The 17,666-nt window shown below is 40.7% G+C and carries 12 protein-coding genes; 3 read left to right on the top strand and 9 right to left on the bottom strand.

All coding sequences use genetic code 11. The features are described 5' to 3' along the window. The first annotated feature begins 164 nt into the window (after positions 1–164). On the top strand, positions 165–1,439 hold the full coding sequence (locus tag AC1RRY_RS00660; RefSeq protein ID WP_492818998.1) for a DUF349 domain-containing protein: 1,275 nt from the start codon (positions 165–167) through the stop codon (positions 1,437–1,439). Between the two features lie 153 nt (positions 1,440–1,592). Here AC1RRY_RS00660 and AC1RRY_RS00655 read toward each other — a convergent pair whose 3' ends face one another. Beyond that, on the bottom strand, positions 1,593–1,982 hold the full coding sequence (locus AC1RRY_RS00655; protein WP_492819000.1) for a hypothetical protein: 390 nt from the start codon (positions 1,980–1,982) through the stop codon (positions 1,593–1,595). Between the two features lie 117 nt (positions 1,983–2,099). Beyond that, on the bottom strand, positions 2,100–2,474 hold the full coding sequence (locus AC1RRY_RS00650; RefSeq protein WP_492819002.1) for a T9SS type A sorting domain-containing protein: 375 nt from the start codon (positions 2,472–2,474) through the stop codon (positions 2,100–2,102). Positions 2,475–3,459: 985 nt separating this feature from the next. Between AC1RRY_RS00650 and AC1RRY_RS00645 the strand changes: the two genes are divergently transcribed. Together AC1RRY_RS00645 and AC1RRY_RS00640 are read left to right on the top strand one after the other, a co-directional pair. Continuing rightward, positions 3,460–4,242, top strand: coding sequence for a 3-keto-disaccharide hydrolase (locus AC1RRY_RS00645; protein ID WP_492819004.1), 783 nt, complete (start codon positions 3,460–3,462; stop codon positions 4,240–4,242). A 233-nt stretch (positions 4,243–4,475) separates the two neighbouring features. Next, positions 4,476–5,465, top strand: coding sequence for an aldo/keto reductase (locus AC1RRY_RS00640; RefSeq protein WP_492819006.1), 990 nt, complete (start codon positions 4,476–4,478; stop codon positions 5,463–5,465). A gap of 46 nt (positions 5,466–5,511) precedes the next feature. On the opposite strand, the gene AC1RRY_RS00635 is transcribed toward AC1RRY_RS00640, so the two are convergent. The 7 genes from AC1RRY_RS00635 to AC1RRY_RS00605 all read right to left on the bottom strand — a co-directional run bounded on the left by AC1RRY_RS00635 (position 5,512) and on the right by AC1RRY_RS00605 (position 17,368). Further along, positions 5,512–6,483: a S41 family peptidase gene (locus AC1RRY_RS00635; protein ID WP_492819008.1), complete on the bottom strand. Its 972-nt coding sequence runs from the start codon at positions 6,481–6,483 to the stop codon at positions 5,512–5,514. Positions 6,484–6,743: 260 nt separating this feature from the next. Continuing rightward, positions 6,744–9,131: a M56 family metallopeptidase gene (locus AC1RRY_RS00630; protein ID WP_492819010.1), complete on the bottom strand. Its 2,388-nt coding sequence runs from the start codon at positions 9,129–9,131 to the stop codon at positions 6,744–6,746. Between the two features lie 39 nt (positions 9,132–9,170). Continuing rightward, positions 9,171–9,557 carry a BlaI/MecI/CopY family transcriptional regulator gene (locus tag AC1RRY_RS00625; protein ID WP_492819012.1) on the bottom strand — a complete coding sequence of 129 codons (387 nt, stop codon included), beginning with the start codon at positions 9,555–9,557 and terminating at the stop codon, positions 9,171–9,173. A 277-nt stretch (positions 9,558–9,834) separates the two neighbouring features. Continuing rightward, positions 9,835–11,349 carry a serine hydrolase gene (locus AC1RRY_RS00620; protein WP_492819014.1) on the bottom strand — a complete coding sequence of 505 codons (1,515 nt, stop codon included), beginning with the start codon at positions 11,347–11,349 and terminating at the stop codon, positions 9,835–9,837. A 90-nt stretch (positions 11,350–11,439) separates the two neighbouring features. Next, on the bottom strand, positions 11,440–12,918 hold the full coding sequence (locus AC1RRY_RS00615; protein WP_492819016.1) for a leucyl aminopeptidase family protein: 1,479 nt from the start codon (positions 12,916–12,918) through the stop codon (positions 11,440–11,442). A 232-nt stretch (positions 12,919–13,150) separates the two neighbouring features. Beyond that, the gene (locus AC1RRY_RS00610) at positions 13,151–14,242 is read right to left on the bottom strand and encodes an alpha/beta hydrolase (protein ID WP_492819018.1); all 1,092 of its coding nucleotides are present in this window, start codon (positions 14,240–14,242) and stop codon (positions 13,151–13,153) included. Positions 14,243–14,437: 195 nt separating this feature from the next. Continuing rightward, positions 14,438–17,368, bottom strand: a complete 2,931-nt coding sequence (locus AC1RRY_RS00605; protein ID WP_492819020.1) for an FAD-binding and (Fe-S)-binding domain-containing protein — start codon at positions 17,366–17,368, stop codon at positions 14,438–14,440. Between the last annotated feature and the right edge of the window lie 298 nt (positions 17,369–17,666).

The following is a 17,666-nucleotide window of genomic DNA, read 5'->3' as shown; positions in this document are numbered from 1 at the left end:
ATGTTAAATTTTTGAAAAAACATATCGTATTTCAGGTTTTTTTTCTTCCTAAAATAAAATTTTGTGTCAAATATCGTCATTCAAGTTTGCATTATACAAAAAAACTGCGAATTTTACCTTTTCAAACCACAACCCTCGACTCACTAGCCATGTGATTTTTTATTATGGACGGCGCAACATTAGATAACGAATACGCTTACATCAAAGACAGTAAGGTATTCTTGAAGGGCTACTTACATATGCCCGACCGACAAATCGGCGAAGTAAAACGCACAGAAGAAGAAGCTTTCCAGTATTTTATTAACCGTTACCAGATTGCGGTAAATAAGGTTAATCAACTTGAAACAGAAATCGGGGAGGCCCAAAATAAGGGTTCCTTCTTAACGAAACTCACGCAACTCCGCAAAAGACTGCTGAACTTCGACGGTATCGGCGACTTTATTCCTTTGCTCAAAAAATTAGAAGAGCAGGAAGAGTACCTACGCGGGCTCATTGTAGGCAACCAGGCAAATAATCTTACGATTAAACAAGCGCTGATTGCTGAAGCCAAAGAAGCCAAAGAAGATGTTGACTGGGGTATTGTAGCTGAAAAGCTGCAAGACATTAAAACCCGCTGGATCAGAACCGGCCCTGTCGACAAACCTTATCAGGATGACATTGAAACTGAATTCCGTGAAGTACTCGATGATTTCTATCAACGTAGAAAAGCTTTCTACGAAGAGCAGAACAGAATCATTGCCGAAAGAATGGAAAAATATAACGAGTTGGTGAAAGGCGCTGAAATGTTATTCCGTATGGGTAACTGGGAGTTGTCTTTTGCAGAGTTAAAAAGACTGCAAACCGAATGGAAAAACGTAGGGGATGTTCCTCCTAAGCGTTTGAAATTCGAGTTCCGTCGCTTTAAGAAACTCACCACAACGTATTATGAAAAATACTGCGCGGCTAAGGGTATTCAGATTAAAGTACGTGTTGACCCTCGTGTAGAAGCACAGCAAAAAATGATGGAAGAAGCCGAAAGACTGGCAGACGCTAAAGACATTTTTGCATCAACCGAAAGGGCAAAAGTATTGCTGAACGACTGGAAGAATATCAAAGTTCCGTCACATCTGGCAGTACGTAATGTGGCTGAGCGCTTCAGAGCTGCCTGCGATAAAATTTTCGAGTTGAGCTACCTGATGAAAGTAATCACCCGGAAATTACCTAATTACAATTATTTGAGCGAAAGACAACAGGTCTTAACCAAATATCGTGAAATGGAGAATATCGTAACCCGTGCACGCGGCGAACTAAAACAATTAATTGAAAGTTACGACGGTGTGGCGCGGAATCCGGATATGGATAAAATCATGACCTCGAATATTCAGACCCAACGACGCAAGTTGTTAATGAAAGAAGTCATTCTGGAAGAACTGAGACGTGCATCGCAAAACGTACAGTAATTACATAAAGAAGTTTTATATAGAAGCCTCGCCTGCCTGCAGAGCGGGGCTTTTGTTTTGGCTAACTGCACTGCCTAAACGCAAATAAAAACAGCGTTGCGGAAAGTGACCACAACGCTGTCTGATTACCCTAAACTAAATACTAATGATCTATTATTTTACTTCTACAGTTCTATAATCTGTTGGTTTCGGAGAGTTAGTTTGCAAGTTTACTTCCTTCACCACGGTTTCTTTACCATTTGTAATTTCAAAACGGTAAGCGCCATCTTCCAATCCTTCAAGGTTGAATTTTTTAGCAAATTGAGTCGCTTTTCTGTTTACAACCTCCACATAGATTGTTTCATTTTTAGCATTTTTCAAGCGGATTTCTACCCAGTTGCCTTGTTCTTTGGCAATCATCATATTGACTTTCATGGTATTCATCACACGATACACGCCCACATCGAAGGTCTTACCTTCTGCTAATTCAGTAGCTGATACAGCTGAGATTGATAATAAACCGGCAACAAGGGCCAAGGCGAAATTTTTTACAGACTTTTTCATAATTGTAATTTTAAAGATGTTAATTATTAGCTTTTTCAATTTAATAGATGCACTTAAAAACCTTATGTTTCAAATTTTACGTTAATCGGCATTAAACCATGATGAGCGGTTAACTGCTTAGTAACTTAAAGATTGAGTACCTTTCAATATTTCTTTAGTGATGATACGGTCACCATTTTTTACCTCTACATAATACTTGCCTGGTTTTACGTTACTCATATCGTAACACAATTTGTAGGCAGTAACTTTTTTACCAAGAACCTCTTCATGTAGCAGGCTTCCGTCAGCATCCATCAATTTGATAGTAGCAGGAACTCCCTTATCTTTAGTAAGATTCATGTTCAGTTTCATTGAATTAGTGTAACCGGCTTCGTACATTCCTACGTTAAGGTTACTGCTTTTGTATTCAATTTTTTTGTCGTCAGCATTTGCGTTGAATGCTAATGTAGTTGCTAATAAAGCGATGGCGATAGTTGATGTTAGCTTTTTCATAATTTTATTTTTTAAAATTTTATTTAATTGTTTTGATGATTTAAAGTTAGTCGGGCTTTTATTTTCAGTTTGACTTTTGTGATGAATGCTTGATTTTATGTTACCAATCTTCATTTTATTTTGTCTTCTGCTTTTGCCTCAACCGGCTTTGTTTTTGTTTTGATGAATCAAAGATATATGTTTTACTTGGTACTATGCTATACAAACTACTCGAATGGTTATTTTAAAAGGATAAACGGTAATTAGATTTGATAGCCTCGCAATTCATGTTCTTCGAAATTTTATTTTGTTAATTTTAATTTATTTACTTTTTCAACGAGACAAACCAAACAATATTTTGAGAAACCTTAAATTCTATTTAAAACTTAATATTCTGTTAATCTTCGTTTTTCTGTTTTCGTTGTTGCTTTAACGATTCAAACTTATGAGGTATTTTCTATTTAACTAACGCGTAATTTATAAACGGTCAACCTCAATTTATGAACGGCTAAAGCGCGGGGGTCATTGGTTCGATTCGGGTACTTTACAAAATTATATTCTATCTGTGTATACTTTACTTTTAAAAAAAGGTTACAAACGAAATAATATTTTGTAAAAACTCATTTTCTTGCCTTTCCCCTCATCCGTACAATTTATATATATGACAAACTCGTGCCAAAAAACTTTAAAATTTGTTAAAATATATCTAAATTCCTTATAATCAATGATTTATATCACTACAACCATGCCAAAAAAAAATATCAGAAACAGAAATTTGTCCGATTCCGTACATTTTCATTCCGTTTTCGTACACGTACGCTTTTATTTTTTAAGTTTCTGGCACGCATTACCTGACATTTCAATCCTATAAAAAGCTTTTTTGAGCGAATGAATCCGATAAATTTTCTGTTATTTTTGACACATTTTTTTTAAAAAACTTGTAGCTTGCAAATAAATCTATGCCGGTTAAGGATAGATATAAAACATTCAACCTTATTCACTCAAGATGAAAAAAATACAGATTTTAGCCGCTTCTTTTGCCGTTGCAGTCTTGGTAAACTGTAATGCTAATGCTCAAACCAAATCTACAGTACCGGAAGTTTCGCCAGCACCCATGAAACCGGATATGACAGAAATCTGGAATCCGGAAGTAGTAGTGGTAACTCCAGGAAAAAATAATTCAGATGCTCCTTCTGATGCTATTGTACTTTTTGACGGAAAAGATTTATCACAATGGGTAAGCGCCAAAGACGGCAGTGCTCCTAAGTGGAATATTGTAAATGGTATAATGGAAGTTGCTCCGGGCACAGGTGACATCAAAACTAAAATGAAGTTCGGAGATTGTCAGTTGCACATTGAATGGAGCGCGCCGGATGAAGTAAAAGGCGTAAGCCAGGGACGCGGCAATAGTGGAGTTTTCTTCCAGGATCGCTACGAACTACAGATATTGGACTCATACCAGAACCGTACCTACCGCAACGGACAAGCCGGAAGTATTTATAAAGACCAGGGACCTTTGGTAAACGTAACCCGTAGCCCATTAGAATGGAATACTTATGATGTAATCTACACAGCGCCTCGTTTCAAAGCCGATGGCCGCTTAGATTATCCTGCCCGTATTACCGTATTGCATAATGGAGTAGTAGTTCAGAATAATACTACCATACTGGGCCTAACCCTGTATATAGGCTTACATTCGTATCCTGAAGCTCATGGTGATGACGTGATTCACTTACAAGATCACGGTAACAAAACTCAATTCAAAAATATCTGGATCAGAAAGCTGTAATGCTGCCTGTTATCTGACCTACTCATAAAAAATGCCGTTTCGTAACAGAAGCGGCATTTTTCTTTTGTGGGGCGAATTTTCAATTCGCCAAAATGGAAAAATTAAATTTCTTTAATGCCAATCTCCACATAAACCAAACTTTATTACATGCTGTTCAATTATATATAAGCTTGTTTATATTGAGGCTATTTCTACTATTAATTACTATTATCTTACACTTCAAAAAATCACTTATGAAACAAAGCAAACTTGGGAATCAGGGACTGGTGGTCTCGCAAATGGGCCTGGGCTGCATGGGCATGTCAGAGTTTTATGGTAGTAGTGACGATACAGAATCTTTAGGAACCATCAACCGGGCTATTGATTCAGGCATAAATCTACTAGACACTGCAGACATCTACGGACCATTTAAAAATGAAATATTACTGAGCAGAATTTTAAAAGAAAGGCGCAACGAAGTGGTACTAGCCACGAAGTTTGGCATTGTGAGAAGCGCAACCGATCCAACCGTAAGAGGGTTCAACGGCTCACCGGAATATTGTAAAAAAGCGTGTGAAGACAGTCTACAACGATTGGGCATTGATACCATAGACCTATATTATCTGCACAGGGTAGATCCAAACGTGCCTATTGAAGAAACAGTAGGCGCTATGGCCGATTTAGTGAAAGAAGGCAAGGTGCGTTACATTGGTTTATCAGAGGCCGCTCCTGCCACGCTCAGACGAGCATATGATGTACATCCTATTACCGCTTTACAAACAGAATACTCCTTGTGGTCACGCGAGCCAGAAGATGAGATTATTTCTACCTGCCGTGAACTGGGTATTGGTTTTGTGCCTTACAGCCCATTGGGAAGGGGATTCCTTACCGGGGAGATAAAAAGCTTTGAAGACCTGGCACCGGACGATTTCCGCAGATTTTCGCCACGGTTTCAGGGAGAGAATTTCAACCGGAATCTGTTATTGGTTGATAAAATTAAACAACTGGCTGCACAAAAAGGCTGTACGGCGTCTCAACTGGCTTTGGCATGGGTAATGGCTCAGGGAGACGATATTTTCCCGATTCCGGGTACCAGACGCATTAAATATCTGGAAGAAAACATAGCTGCTGCCGAAATTCAACTGACGGCAGAAGACCTGACAGAAATTGATGCCATTGCCCCAAAGAACATTGCTGTGGGTGACCGGTATCCGGCTGCCAGTATGCAATTTTTAAACGGATGAGCATCAATTTAGTATAAGGGGTAAACACGGGTTGAACCCCTTATAACTATTTGAGCGAATCAATTATAAAGTCTATTTCTTTTCCTGCTTCAATCTCAAAATCTGGCTTTACTCCTGTTCTTTCCCACGATGTCTCCGTATTGGGTAATGTTGGAGCAGCTGTAGAAACAGAAACAAATAATTTATCATTTACTACGTACCAACTATTCATATGAGCAGCCCCAGCTGAGGTCTGACCTACAATTTTTGCCCGACCTTGTTTTTGCATAGCAAAGGCAAAAGCCTCTGCCGCAGACCCCGTACCCTTGTTGACAATAATATAGAGAGGATTATCGTATTTCTTTTCTGTTAACCAAGACACAGTTTTGTCAGTATATGTTTGATTGGTTCTGCTTCTAAATTCAAGTAAGACTACATCCTTAGGCAAAAAATAAGAGGGAAAAACAGCTCCTACATCACTACCTCCACCTCCGTTATCTCTTAAATCAACTATTAAGCCTTTAGTATTACTAACAAATTTCATGGCTGCATACAAAGTAGGCAGGCTTTTTTCAGATATATTTATTTCTGAGAGTTTTATATAACCAACGTTAGGTTCTAAGACCTTTACCTCTCTGAACCCGAAATTCTTCTTGACAGCATCATCTCCATAAAAAAATGGGTCATAGCTGGTGTCGTTCTCTTTTTTTACATTTTTCTCGGCTGCAATGAGTTCCTCAACTGTATTTGGTTCATTTCTTACATACATATGTCCATCATTACTGATATTTTGTATGGTTGTAGTAAGATTAGTAGCCAGACTTTGCCAATCTTTGTTTTGAGCAAACTTACCTTGCTCCAGCTCTTTTAATAATGATTGAGAAATCGCATTCCCCTTCTTTTCAAAAACATATTTTTCTTTAATAAATGAAGCTATTTTAGTAACTGCACTTTCAATAGCTTGTTTATCAACCGTTTGAGAGAATAATTGATGACTAATAAGAGAAAATAAGAATATTAATCGGGCTATTGGTTTCATCGGTTCTTATGAGATTTTAACTAGCGTTTTTCATAATTTCATTAGTCAATAGTAGCTGAACAGGCTATTCAGCCATCAATCAATAGCAGTAGAAACAGCAATTTATTGGGGAATTTAATAGGTTATAATATATAAGTAGACAAACTGATAGCTAACGCTATCATATATATAAATGAAACTTTAGCTTATAGGCTGTTGCACCGGGTGGTTCTATTAAATACCGTGTTACCTCTTTTGAGATAACACGGTATTTAAAGCAATTAATTATAACTTCTGGGCACTGCCGGCGGTCTGGGCATTGGCGTAGGGTCGGGTCTTGGAATACTTTTCAAAGGTGATGCCGGAGCAATTGGTGTTCTTAATGGCGTTACCGCATAAGAGCTATGAACCGGTGGCATTGGTGGCAAAGCATCAGGAGTACTGATTCTGCCTACACGAGGCATAGGTGCCAACGCAGGTACCGGAGGCATAGGTGGAATGGCTCCGAAGCGATGATTTATGTGATTACCATTGCCATAAGTACTAAAATTGATATTATCTCCTCTCACTTCCATTCTGAAATCTTTATCTTTCAGGCCCCTCATACGGCTTCCCCACGTTTTGTTAATCAGGTTCCATACTTTTTCATACACCGCAGGAGACTGTGGCTCCAGATTAATCAATAGCTTCTCTCCTTTCAGGCGTATTTCAAAATCTTTCTTATCTTTAATCAAGCCGTCTTTGTATAATGCCTCGGTAAAATCAGCAAATTCTTTCTTAAAACGTACTTCTTCTTCTCTGGCCAGCTTTTCTATTACCTTGCTTTTCTCATCCATCAAACGGCTCAGGCTGTCCATTGGCCTGTTATAACGTTCCATCAGTCTATGCAGGCTATCCATTGGGCTATTCAGACGCTCCATTTTTTGGTGTATCGGCGCCATTTCCTGCTCTACTTTTTCCATTTCCTGTTCTATTAAACGCATCTGGTTTTCCAGATCACGTTCTTTTTTCTCAAATGTCCGCAATTTCTGTTCAGCTTCGGCAGGCATCCGGGTATCACGATACTGGTTTTCCAGTTTTCTCATGGCCAGGCTTACCTCCTGCATTTCAATGGAGATACTCTCAATTTTTCTTTGCGGTGCACGCATTTTAAATGAAACCTGCTCCATATCTTTGCTATGCTTTTCCATCTGCTTACTATATTTATCCTCTATTTGCCTGCTGTACTTTTCCATTTCCCTGCTGTATTTCTCCATTTCTTTGCTCAGCAATTCCATTTCGTTTTCTACTTGTTGCAATCTTGATGTATCAGCCGGGTATCCTCCATTGTCAAAAAACTGTTCTCTTACTTCGTCCATTTCAGATTCCTGAATACCAGGCACTATGGCAAAATTTGCATCTTTGGCCTTCAGGAAATCAAAAGCAAAACCTTTCATGAAATCAAATTCTTTGCCTGTCAATACTTTGCCGCCCTCTACAATTTTTACGATTTCACCGTTCTTGTTTTTATACACACCTACATTCTTTTTATCTTTTTCAAAAAAGTAGAAGTCGTATTTTTCTTTGGGTCTATCTAATTTAGCGTTGTTTCTGGCTATCGGGTCTTTTTTGGCAATTCTTTCCTGTCCATAGGCCACCCCTGCGGCAATAATCATAACCATGCCCACAAACACAGCCCAGTTTCCGTAACTCATCGGTTTGGCATCGTTGATACCCACAATGCGTCTGATCCTATCCATGAATGTCTGTCTCTTGGCACCAAATGCCATAGCCAGGCGCGGTTGTTGCTGAAAAGTAGCTACCTGTGTCAACGCTTTAGCAAGAGCCAGCCTGTCACCGCAGATTTTCACCGCAAAATCATCACAGCAGTTTTCTCTTTCGTCACGTACCTGCGCTGAAATGAACCACGTTGCCGGATGATAGAAGAACAGGATTTCAACACAACTCTGAAAGATATTAATCAGGTAGTCATAACGTTTGATGTGCGCCAGTTCATGAGCCAGAACAGCCTCTAGTTGTGAAACCGTAAGACCAGACATAATACCGGCCGGTAGAAGTATGATAGGTTTTATCCAACCGATTGTCATAGGTACAACCGCCTTGGCCGACTCAAACAACCGGATAGGTATGTGCAACTGCATTTTGGCTTGTAGGTCTTCCATCATGCCCAGTATTTCGTCTTTTACCGGATTGATGCTTTGCACTTTCAGTTGTTGAACATATATAAAACCTATAATTAAACGTAGCAGAAGCAGATTAGCCCCGATGAACCAGAATAAAACGAAGGTATCCAGGTTTGTCCGTACAAATAATTCTGCCTGCTGAATGAAAGACAACCGGGCAGCAGGTGCAAAAACCGACACGCCGTCAAGGTTGTTGGCGGCATTCTGAATAAAAAATGCCGTAAATCTTTTTTTACCCTCTGCATTAAGCAAATTTGCGGCAGGTTCGTAAACCACAAAAAAGGTTGCAATGGCACTAATGAATTGTAAACTTAAAGCACCTATGCCCTGCCAGTAGCGCGCATTTGAGGTTCTGAAAACCTGGCGTAGAATACTGAAAGCTACAACAATGACAATACCTTGCCAGAGTGAGTGAAAGAGTGTCCAGCCCAATGCTGAACTGATGTTTTCGGGAATACCCGCAGTAAAATCAAAAAGCTTTTTCATAATTTAATTAAGTATTTGTATTGTTCGTTTAGTAATAGGTTACTTTTCTTTTTCAATAGAATCAATCAGTTTTCTGATTTCATCCAGCTCTTCTTTACTTACCTGCTGATTACCCAAAGCCTGCATAACCATGCGGGTAGCCGAACCACGAAAAGCCGTATCAATGAATTTATCCAGAAGCATGTGCTGGGTTGGTTCTTCGCCTACCGCTGCTTTGTAGACATGGTATCTGCCCTCATCGGTACGGCTTACCAGTTGTTTCTCAAACATAATCTGCATGAGTTTGAGCGTAGTGGTATAACCTACCTCTTTCACTTTAGAGAGTTCATCGTTTACCTGTCGAACGGTTGCTTTGCCTAAAGCCCAGAGTATCTGCAGGATTTCCAGTTCCGACTCTGTGGGTTTAATGTTGGTTTGCTTTTCCATAATTATCTATTTTCCTTCCTTTATATCCATCGGTCCGGACCGATGAAATCATCTACGAATTATTTCGTAACAAATGTAGCAGAAAAGTATTTATACTTCCAAATTTTATTACGAAAATTTTCGTAGATAGGTTTGAATTAAGATATTTTAACAGAAAAGGCAGTTTAAAAGCCTACATATAAGCAGATTATAAAAAATGAAGAGAGAAGAGCACTATTTTTGCACCCTCCCTATCGTTGGGGCAACCCACGTAGGGAGGGTAAGAACGGAGTTATATTTATTTCTTTTTCAATTCAATATCCATCGCAGCGGCGGGCATTTCGAGCGACACACGGTCTATGTCTCCTTTGGCATTCATCAGAAATTTAAATTTAATGCCTTCCCAATCACCCATGCCTTCAAAAATATCATAATGGTAATGACGCAAGGCTATTTTCTCTGTATGGAAATCAGCTTTCAACGTTTCACCTTCCTGGCTCAACGTAAGCGCACCATAAGCTGGATGCCCATAAATGCCCGCATAGCTACTAACGCTATGGGTAGGTTTGGTGTCTTTCTGGCGCTGAGATTCGTTATCAACTTTTGCTTTTGCCGATTTCTCTTTTGCCTCGGTGAAATCTTTCCGTAAACGGCTATTCCAGTCTATTGTATTTTTCTCCAGATAAGTATCTACAATATAATTGGTGATTGTATTCACAAAATTATAACCTACAGCCCCGGTATTGGTTGTGATGAAAACGGCCACGTTATCGTTCGGGAAAACTGTCATTAAAGAACGATAGCCTTCAATAGAACCTCCATGCTGACGGCGAAGATGCCCACGATAAGTATTGATCGTCCAGCCCATACCGTATGTGCCAAAGCCGAGTTCAGGATACTTGGCCTCTGCAGGTTGCACAACAGCCCAGGGTGTATGGTTTTCGTTAAGGCTTTTCTCTGATACTATTACTTTGTCCCCGGCTTTTCCTTTGCTGAGTTGCAGCATAAGCCAGTTAGCCATTTCGGTTACATTTGCTTTTACTGCTCCGGCAGGGCCGATGCCGTCTACATTGCTATCAAAGCCGGCTTCTTTCTCAGGATTTTTTTCATCGTCATACGAAAGCGCATAATCTATGCTTTTCAGCATTTCAGGGTAGGTCAATACTGTAGTTTTCATGCCGATAGGATCAAGTATTTTCTCACGCATAAATGCTTCCCATGTTTTGCCCGACAGGCGCTCAATCAGTACCCCGGCAGCCATGTACATCAGGTTATTGTATTGATATTGGGAGTAAATGGGTTTGTTCAATGGCAGATATTTCAGTCGGTCGAACATTTCTTTTCTGTTAAGCGGAGCCGATACCCACAAATAATCGTGCCGGGGCAAGCCTGACCGGTGCGAAACCAGATCTCTTGCCGTGATGGTACGTGTAGCGTATTCATCATTGAGTTGAAAATCAGGCATGTACTCTTTTACAGGCTTATTCCAGTCCAGTTTTCCTTCATCGGCCAGAATAGACAAACAGGCAGAAGTAAAGGATTTAGAGCAGGAAGCAATGCCAAAAAGTGTTTGGGCAGTTACCGGTGTTTTCGTCTTCACATCTTTAACACCATATCCTTTGGCATACAGTAGTTTCCCGTCTTTTACTATACACAAAGCAGCACCGGGCACAGTCCATTCTGTGAGCATTTTATTAACGAATATATCCAGCTGTTGCAGCGTATCGACCGGAATAGGCGCTTTTGTTTTTTTCTTTTGAGCGATTGCCGGGGAGAGAACAAAAAGGAGAAGAAGCCAGTAAATATTTTTCATCAGATTCAGTTTAGGTTTTGTTCAAATTTAAACAAAATCTGATGAAAAGGAAGGTGAAAAACAAGAAATTAAGATAGGAATAAACAGAAATTACAGTCCTCTCAACCACGTTGTTAATAACCGGACACCAAATGAAGTAGCTGATTTCATAGAACCGTATTCTGAGTCTGCGAAAGCCATACCGGCGATGTCGAGATGAGCCCAGTTGCTGTGGCCGTCTATGAATATTTCCAGAAATTTAGCTGCGGTAATAGCCCCGGCAATAGGCAGGGAAGAAAGGTTTTTCACATCGGCAATGTCAGACTTCATCATGTCTTTGTAATCATCCCACAGTGGTAAACGCCACAACTTCTCGCCACTCAATTGCCCGGTTGCCAATAATTGTTCAGCGAGCACATCATTATTAGATAGCAAACCCGCTGCATTATAACCCAATGCCGAAATACAGTTGCCTGTCAAGGTAGCTAAATCTATGATAATTTCCGGCTCGTATACTTTTTTAATGTAAGACAAACCATCTGCCAGAATAATACGGCCCTCAGCGTCGGTATCTATTACTTCAATGGTTTTGCCTGAATAGGTATTGATTACATCGCTGGGTTTTAGTGAGTTACCATCTACGCAATTTTCGGTGACAGGAATCACCCCTATCAGATGTACCGGCAGTTGCAATTTAGCAGCCAACTCAATAGTGCCCAACACTGCTCCAGCTCCACCCATGTCAGACTTCATGTAACTCATGCTACCAGAGCCTTTAATAGAAACCCCGCCTGTATCAAAAGTTACCCCTTTGCCTACCAGACCGATTTTCTTCAATGGTTTATCAGCCAATGCTGAAAGGTTATATTCCAGCACAATGAATCTCGGCGGGTTTTCGGTACTGCCTTTTCCTACTGCCAGCAATGCTCCCAGCCCGAGTCCTTCACATTCTTTTTCATCAAACACTTTTACATCAAAACCATACAACTCACCGGCCTGCAGGGCATATTCAGCCATTTTCTGCGGATATTTGATATTGGCGGGTGCATCTACCAATGTCATAATCCTGATTTGCGTTTTCGCGGTTTCTTCACCTGTTTTAGCCAGTGTCTGTGCCTTTTCTACTATTTTTTCAGATACACAGATTGTCAGCTCCGAATCGGCCGAGAAGAAATCCGTCTCTTCTTTTTTATCGGTTTTGAAAACGCCTATTTCGTATTCAGCCAGTGCAATACCGTTAGTTATGTACTCAACGTTAGCTTCCAACTTGCCGGTTTTCAAATCTATACCCACTGAAAGCGGCAGTTTTCTTTTCTGCTGATAAAACAGCGAACGAAACACCTTGATGAAGTCTGATTGTTTGGGCGCTTTACCAAGCCCTAACAGATATATCTTCTCTAATTCTTTTTTTGCCGTATAAAGCGGGATAATCTCTTTCAACCCCGCCTTAAAATCCTTCTGTAAGGTTTCTGCATTAAGCCCTGCCTGACGCGCAATCTTAGCAAGATTCTCTGAAAGCTTTTCGTCGTCTAGCAACGGATAAATAATAGCCTGAGCACTATTAAGCTGAGAAGATATATTGATTTTCATAAGTGTTCAATTCCGTAACAAAACCGATTAAATAATATAGCTGTTGTGGTCAAAGAAGTTACAGCTTAATCTTATTGTAAATATCAGTGAATCAATTCACCGACTATTATAACAAAGGTATATTTATTTGTAACGTCGACTTAAGTCGGCTTCTGTATCAGAAATGTTCCTTTGTTTTTAAGCCACCGAATTCATTCTGAGTAAACAAGGAAAATTGTACAAATACCTTCCCTTAATAAAACAGCCATTCAAGTGCTTTGGAAAATTCTTCTCCCCAGCGTTTTTCGGTGTGCTCGCCTTTAGAATCCAAGGATATCTTTACAGCCACTTTATCAGCGCTCCAATGCTGGCTTTCAATTGTTTCCTTTATTTTCTTTACTCCTGCAATCATCCCCGCGCTTTCCTTGCCCCCACCATACAAATATATTTTGCTATTTACAGGACTGAAGAATTCGGTTATATCGAAATAAATCTTGTTTGACACCCACAAAGATGGAGAGAATACCATCAGGCGTCCGATGGTTTCAGGATACATCAGCCCGGCATACAGGCTAATCAGCCCGCCCATTGAGCTGCCCCCTATACCGGTAAATTCAGCGTCTGGTTTGGTGCGGTAACGGGCATCAATGTAGGGCTTTAAAGTACGAACAATAAAATTGGCATATTTCATACCCATGCCTTTGCCTTTCGCCTCTACCGTATAGGGTGAATATTCCTTAAAGCGGTCTTTATCACCGTGGTCAATGGCTACAATAATTACATCTGCTTTATTTTGCTTGGCCAGTAATGATAATCGCTTGTCTATTTCCCAATTACCGTGGATTGAGCCCTCTCCGAAAAGGTTCTGCGCATCCTGCATATACAAAACCGGATACTTCTTCTCAGGATTCTCCATGTAATCATGCGGCAGAAGCACATGAATAGAACGGGTTTTACCCAATTGCGGAATAGAGAAATCATCTGCAAGCAACTCTACTCCCGGCATTAATTTGGTAATAGAGGCCGTGGCTCCGGCTTTCCGCCAGAAAGGCACAAAGTCTTTTACACTACCCTGCTTTTTGGCAATAACACGATTAGCCGGCGCATTCCCATAGGAATCCAGCTCTACATAATCCCATCCGCCTCGTGTATATTTATATTCTATTTTTTCGGGAAGTGTTTCTTCCGGAGGAAAATTAAATTTATACTTACCTTTTCCGGTTTTCTGCATTTCAAATGCAGTAATATCCGGATACCAGTTACAAAAATTCCCGGCCAGGTACACAGGTCTTTCGTCGTCAGTGGGTGTCGTTAACTCTAAACTTAACAGCGTGCGATTGCTCATTCTTCACTCTTTGTATTCAAAATAACCGTCAAACTTACGTAACTAAACTGTCATCTCTAAGTTTGAGTTCAAAATAACTATTCTTTTTTTATCAGGCAACCTACTGAAAATCAACGTCTTGTATCTATACGAAAGTGTTGCATTTCTTTGAAAATTCATATTTTCAGGCTGATTTCTAAAGAAAACACAACTTCATCAAACCAGCGCCTCCCACAAAATTTCTACCGGATGCAGGGCTTTTCGGCCTGTGCCGTCATGAATCTGGTGTCGGCAACTCGTGCCCGGTGCGGCAATAATTACTTCTTCCGGTTGTTTTCTTACAGTCGGAAAAAGCACCAGCTCACCTATTTTCATCGATATATCGTAATGCTCCTGCTCGTATCCGAAGGAGCCGGCCATACCGCAACAACCTGACGGAATCAGATGCACTTCGTAATTAGCCGGGAACGACAGTATCTTTTTGGTAGGCGTCAATGAGGCCACTGCTTTCTGTTGGCAGTGCCCATGCAGTTTAATCAGCTTTTTCTCATCGGTGAAGCTATTTTTACTGATATTCCCTTTGTCTATTTCACGGGCGATAAACTCATCAACCATCAGCGCATTTTTAGCCAGTTCTCTGGCAGCATCTATCAACTCTGCCTCTACCAGATCAGGATATTCATCTCTGAAAGTTAAAATAGCTGATGGCTCAATTCCAATCAGTGGAGTATTTTCATTGATAATGTCTTTCAACAGACTTACGTTTCGGTTGGCCAGTTTCTGCGCGTCTTTCAGCATGCCTTTCGACAAAAACGCCCTGCCCGCATCTGCGTGCTCAGGAATGATGACCTGATAACCCAGTTTTTGCAACAAAAACACGGTCTTTTTACCAATTTCAACATCATTAAAATTAGTAAACTCGTCACAGAACAGATAAACTTTCTTGTCAGCGCTTTTATCGGTTGTTCCGGCTATATTTTTATTGTACCAGCTTTTCAGGGTATCTTTCTGCAAAAGTGGCATGGTGCGTTCCGGATGGAAACCTACTACTCTGTTAGCTATTTTACGAAGGGGTGCGTTATCAAAAACAAAATTGTAGGCCCAGGGTACATAAGAGGCAATCTTACTCATTTTTGAGTAATTGCCCACCAACCACGAGCGTACCGGCACCCCGTGTTCGTCATGATAATGCTGGAGAAACTCCATTTTCAACTTGGCTACATCCACGTTCGACGGACATTCTGATTTGCACCCTTTGCATACCAGGCATAAATCCATCACTTCTTTCACCTCCTTGCTGTCGAAACGGTTCAGTTTGTCCGAGCGGGTCAGGGTTTCTCTCAATATATTGGCTCTGGCACGGGTAGTATCTTTTTCGTTGCGGGTAGCCATATAGCTGGGGCACATGGTACCACCACTCAGCTCTGTTTTACGGCAGTCGCCTGAGCCATTACATTGCTCGGCATGTTGCAGGATATCCTGGTTATTGAACCTGAACACCGTCTTAGATTCGGGCGTTTGCTGGCCTGCCTCATAGCGCAAGAACTTATCCATGGGCGGGGTATCAACAATCTTGTTGGGATTAAAGATGTGCTGAGGATCCCAGACTTGCTTGAGCTCTTTTATTAAATCGTAGTTTTTATTGCCTATCTGCTGACGGATAAACTCGCCTCTCAAGCGCCCATCGCCATGTTCACCTGAAAGCGATCCTTTGTATTTTTTCACGAGGGTTGAAATCTCTTCGGCAATCAATCTGAATTGCTGATGTCCTTCTTTCGTTTTCAGGTTGATAATCGGGCGGAGGTGAATCTCCCCCGAACCTGCGTGGGCATAATGCACTGACGACATACCATTTTGTGCCAGTATTTTATTAAAGTCTATGATAAACTCGGGCAGGTCGTTTACGTCTACTGCTGTATCTTCAATAACAGCCACGGCCTTTGCATCACCCGGTAGGTTCGATAATAAACCCAACCCTGCTTTTCTTAAAGTCCATATTTTCTTGGTATCTTCTCCAAACAGTATCGGGAAATGATAGCCCAGCCCGGCTGTCCGCATTTCGGCTTCCATTGCAACAGCCAGTTGCTGAATTTCTTCTATATTATCTCTCGATAGCTCTACTACCAGAATAGCACCCGGGTCGCCCTGCACAAAAAAGCGGTTCTGGCGTTGTTCTTTATTCTCTTTTGTGCACTCTAAAATATAATGGTCTATCAACTCAACTGCCGACGGCTTGTATTTAAGCGCGATAAGGTTGGCACGAAGCGACTCATCAATTGAATTGAAGTGCACACATACCAATCCGGAGAATCTGGGAGGTAATGGATTGACATGCAGCTTGATTTCAGTCAGAAATATCAATGTTCCTTCTGATCCTGCTATCAGCTTACAAAAATTGAAAGACTCTTCTGAAGCGGGGGTAAACACTTCCGTTTCCAGCAGTTCATCAATGGCGTAGCCTGTGTTCCGGCGCTCAATGGTTCGTTTTGGAAACTCATTTCTTATTTCCTGCTGATTTTGCTGATTACTCAATATCTCGTTGATGTGCCTGTAGATTCTTGTTTCAAGGCTCTCATCTGTCGAATTGCTTTTACTCTGAAACTCATCCAAGCTCAAATTCTTAAACACTACATAACTGCCATCGCTCAGGTACCCTTTTACCTCCATCAGGTGATTACGGGTTGAGCCATAAACTACTGAGTTGGAGCCACAGGAGTTATTGCCTACCATTCCCCCAATCATAGCTCTGTTGGCGGTTGAGGTCTCCGGGCCAAAAAATAAACCATGCGTTTTCAGAAACATATTCAGTTCGTCGCGCACTACGCCCGGCTGCACTCTCACCCAGCTTTCTTCCTTGTTCAGTTCTAATATTTGAGTGAATGTTCTTGAAACATCAACTACAATGCCGCTCCCTACTACCTGTCCGGCTAGTGAAGTGCCGGCAGTACGGGGTATTAAGGACGTATTATTCTCTTTAGCAAAGGATATTAACTTTTTTAAATCTGATTCATTCTTAGGAATAGCAACGGCTAACGGCATCTCTCTGTAAGCTGAGGCATCGGTAGCATAGAGTGTCCGCATCACTTTGTCATAATGGAGTTCTCCTTCTAATGTTCGGGCAAGCTGGTTAAGTTGAGTATCAAGCATTCTGTCAATTGTCGTTATCTTTCCTGTACACTTTTTTCAAGACCTCAAAATTACTTAATAAGAGGGTAAATATTTAAAAAGTACAAAAGAATTATTTGGGCTCAGCGTTGGTGTCTCCTCTTTAAAAGAAACGCTTCTCCTAAACTGTTTTTCTCAAAAAAGCATATTAGAAACGCTTCATCTATCCATCTTTTCGCAGGTTTCTTCTTATTTTTATCTTCGATGTATAAGGTCTTCAATTTATAATCTCTTATAGGGTGACCCGGAAGGTTTCTGTCTTTTGTTGTTTTCTCCAAAT

The sequence above is a fragment of the Emticicia sp. GW821-FHT11C11 genome (genome assembly GCF_058808615.1).
This window is presented reverse-complemented; position numbering and strand designations above follow the sequence as displayed.